Here is a 3,442-nt window from a genome sequence, read left to right as displayed (position 1 = left end):
CGTGGCTACCAGCTGCGTAATCTCTCGCCGGGCTACACGCTGGTGCTGGTGAACGGCAAGCGCCGCAATGCCAGTGCCTATGTGAGCGGGGCCAACGGCGGCGGTTTCCCCGGCCATGTCGGGTTCAAGGGATGCCGGCCGCTGGCCGGCACGACCCTCAGTGCTCGTGCGCGGCTGGCGCGGCGGCGCCGCTTTCCAGCTGGTCGAGGAAGTCGACCGCGCGGCGCAGGTGCGGGATCACGATGGAGCCGCCCACCACCAGGCCGACCGAGAAGGTCTCGAAGAACTCCTCGCGGGTCACCCCGGCGTCCTTGCACTGGGCCACGTGGTAGCTGATGCAGTCGTCGCAGCGCAGCACCATCGAGGCCACCAGGCCCAGCAGCTCCTTGGTCTTCACGTCCAGCGCGCCGGCCTGGTAGGTCTGCGTATCCAGCGCGAAGAAGCGGCGCACCACCTGGTTCGGTTCGCCCAGGATGCGCTCGTTCATGCGCTTGCGGAACTCGGTGAACTCGGCGATGCGGTCCTTGCTGCCGTCGTCGGCCGCGCTCATGCCTGGCCCTGCCCGGCCAGCAGCGGCTCGAGCTTGCCTTCACGGTGCAGGGCCATCATGTCGTCGTAGCCGCCGACATGGACGTCGCCGACAAAGATCTGCGGCACGCTGGTGCGGCGGGTCAGCGCCATCATCTTCTCGCGCTCGGCCGGGTCCAGGTCGATGCGGACCTCGGTCCACTGCTGGCCCTTGCTCTTCAGGAAGTTCTTGGCGGCCACGCAATACGGGCAGACGGCAGTGGAATAGATGGTGATGGCGGGGGCACCGCCGGCGGTCTGGGCTGTCACGGGAAACTCCACGATGGATCGACGGTCTACATATGGTACCGGTGCGCTGGAATTTCCACGCCACGGCCGCAACACTGTGGATTAACGAATGGTTGCCCCCCGCCCTGCCACGCTTGGCGCGCCCCGCCCGAGGACCTTCTGCTTGCGAGCCCTGCTGCTGACTACCGCCGTCACCCTGGCCCTGGCCATGCCGCTGGCCCAGGCCCAGGAGAAGCTGCCCGACATCGGCTCTTCGGCCGGCGAGCTACTGACCCCGGCCCGCCAGGCCGAGTACGGCGCGATGATGCTGCGCGAGCTGCGCAACTACGGCTACCTGCTGGAAGACCCGCTGGTCAACGACTGGCTGCAGACCATGGGTACCCGGCTCGGCTCCAACAGTGACCAGCCGCGGCAGCCGTACACCTTCTTCGTGATGAACGACCGCCAGATCAACGCGTTCGCCACGCTGGGCGGCTACATCGGGGTCAATGCCGGACTGGTGCTGACCGCCGAGCGCGAGGACGAGGTCGCTGCGGTGCTGTCCCACGAAATCGCCCACGTCACCCAGCAGCACGTGCTGCGCGGTGTCGAGCGCGCCCAGCGCGACCAGATCCCGATCCTGCTGGGCATGCTGGCGGCGGTAGTGGCCGCCCAGGCCAGCAACAGCACGTCGTCCGGCAACGCGACGATGGCCGCGATCAGCTCGGGCATGGGCCTGATGCAGCAGCGGCAGATCAACTACACCCGCTCCAACGAGTCCGAGGCCGACCGCCTGGGCATCCGCACCCTGTCGCGCAGCGGCTACGACGTGGATGCCATGGCCGGCTTTTTCGAGCGGATGTCGGCAGCCATGCGCGGCAACGAAGGCGGCTACAGCGTGCCCGAGTTCCTGCGCACCCACCCGGTCAACATCACCCGCATCAGCGAGGCCAAAGCCCGCGCCGAGCAGATGAAGAAGGATACGGTGCTGCTCACCACCAGCACCCCCACCGGCGAGCGCAAGGAGCGGGTGGACCCGGCAGATCCCAGCCTGGGCGAGCCGCTGTTGCGCGGCAACAACCCGCTGCTGCCCGGCAGTGTGCTGCGCCTGCCGATCGGCCAGCTCAACCGTGGCGCCAGCGGTGACTTCGAGTGGGCGCGTGAGCGCCTGCGCGTGCTCAGCGCAGACTCCACCCCCGAGCTGGAGCGCGAGTACGCCGACCTGGCCAAGCGGCAGAAGGACGGCCTCAACGATGCGCAGCGCTACGGCCAGGCGCTGGCGGTGATGCGCGGTGGCCGTGCCGGTGCCGGCCAGGCCCGGCAGACCCTGGCCGGCCTGCTGCAGAGCCACCCCGGCAACCTGTGGCTGGCGCTGGGCCTGGGCGAGGCGGAGTCGCGCGCAGGCCAGGCGGCCCAGGCCAACAGCCGCTTCGAGCAGCTGCTGCGCGAACACCCCAACAGCCGCCCGGTGGCACTGACCTATGCCGAGATCCTGAACGAACAAGGCAGCCGCGAAGCCGGCCAGCGTGCGCAGGCAATGCTGCGCCCCCTGCTGTCGCAAAGCGGTAACGATCCGGTCTTCCAGCAGCGTTTCGCCCGCGCCAGCGAGTTGGCTGGCGACAGCGTGCGCGCCAGCGAGGCCTATGCCGAGGCCGCCTTCCTCAGCGGGCGGCCAGAACAGGCGCTGATGCAGCTGCAGGCGCTCAAGCGCAACCCGGCGCTGGATTACATCGGCCGCGCGCGGGTTGACGCCCGCATCGAATCGATCACCCCGACAGTGCTGGAGCTGCGCCGGCAGGGCGTGCAGGACCCGGACCTGGACCGCCGCTGAGCACCGCATGACCGGCCGATGGCAATCCAGGCCGGTTCCGGCCGGGCAGTCACAAACATGTCATCAAACCGTAGTCTACTGGCACCACTCCAGTAACCGAGCCCTACGGTGTCCTCGTGCAGAAACGCATCCTGATCGTCGATGACGAGCCCGCGATCCGTGAAATGGTCGCCTTCGCCCTTCGCAAGGGCGATTACGAACCGGTCCACGCCGGCGATGCCCGGGAGGCCCAGACCGCGATCGCCGATCGCGTTCCCGACCTGATCCTGCTGGACTGGATGCTGCCCGGCACCAGCGGCCTGGACCTGGCCCGCCGCTGGCGCAAGGAAACGCTGACCCGCGAAGTACCGATCATCATGCTGACCGCCCGCGGCGAAGAGAATGATCGCGTCGGTGGCCTCGAGGCCGGTGTCGATGACTATGTGGTCAAGCCGTTCTCGGCACGCGAACTGCTGGCCCGCATCCGAGCGGTCATGCGCCGCGCCCGCGAAGATGACGAGGACGGCAGCGTAGCCGTCGGCCCGATCCGTATCGACGGCGCCGCCCATCGCGTGTTCGCCAACGACCAGCCGGTGCCGATCGGCCCGACCGAATACCGTCTGCTGCATTTCTTCATGACCCATCCCGAGCGCGTCTACACCCGCGCGCAGCTGCTGGACCATGTATGGGGCGGCAGCGTGTACGTGGAGGAGCGCACCATCGACGTTCCAGGAGCGGTGGGTTCAGCCGCATCCTAGTCCGCCGCAGGTCAACGCGGCATCTTGCGCCGCATCACTGCGGGCGCGGGAAGCTGGCAATGATGTCCAGCTGTTCCTG

The 3,442-nt window shown here is 68.3% G+C and carries 3 protein-coding genes and 1 pseudogene; 2 read left to right on the top strand and 2 right to left on the bottom strand.

Features of this window, described 5'->3' with window-relative positions:
• Positions 1 to 157 precede the first annotated feature (157 nt).
• Positions 158 to 550, bottom strand: coding sequence for a carboxymuconolactone decarboxylase family protein (locus ABGA94_RS03110; RefSeq protein WP_069138941.1), 393 nt, complete (start codon positions 548 to 550; stop codon positions 158 to 160).
• Positions 547 to 837 (bottom strand): glutaredoxin 3, encoded by a 291-nt coding sequence (grxC, locus tag ABGA94_RS03105; RefSeq protein ID WP_004154541.1) that lies wholly within the window; start codon positions 835 to 837, stop codon positions 547 to 549. Before grxC ends, ABGA94_RS03110 begins: the two co-directional genes overlap by 4 nt.
• 88 nt (positions 838 to 925) lie before the next feature.
• Here grxC and ABGA94_RS03100 point away from each other — a divergent pair, with 88 nt between their 5' ends.
• Positions 926 to 2,626: a M48 family metalloprotease gene (locus ABGA94_RS03100; protein WP_181453219.1), complete on the top strand. Its 1,701-nt coding sequence runs from the start codon at positions 926 to 928 to the stop codon at positions 2,624 to 2,626.
• A 116-nt stretch (positions 2,627 to 2,742) separates the two neighbouring features.
• Positions 2,743 to 3,333 (top strand): annotated as a pseudogene (gene phoB / locus ABGA94_RS03095) (phosphate regulon transcriptional regulator PhoB); the annotation flags it as partial.
• Between the last annotated feature and the right edge of the window lie 109 nt (positions 3,334 to 3,442).

This window comes from Stenotrophomonas sp. 3diitr2024 (assembly GCF_042136455.1).
In the GTDB taxonomy this organism is placed as follows: Bacteria; Pseudomonadota; Gammaproteobacteria; order Xanthomonadales; family Xanthomonadaceae; genus Stenotrophomonas; species Stenotrophomonas sepilia.
This window is presented reverse-complemented; position numbering and strand designations above follow the sequence as displayed.

Coding starts and splice junctions, on each gene's coding strand:
- ABGA94_RS03110 (WP_069138941.1), bottom strand. CDS start 550: ATGAGCGCGGCCGACGACGGCAGCAAGGACCGCATCGCCGAGTTCACC.
- ABGA94_RS03100 (WP_181453219.1), top strand. CDS start 926: ATGGTTGCCCCCCGCCCTGCCACGCTTGGCGCGCCCCGCCCGAGGACC.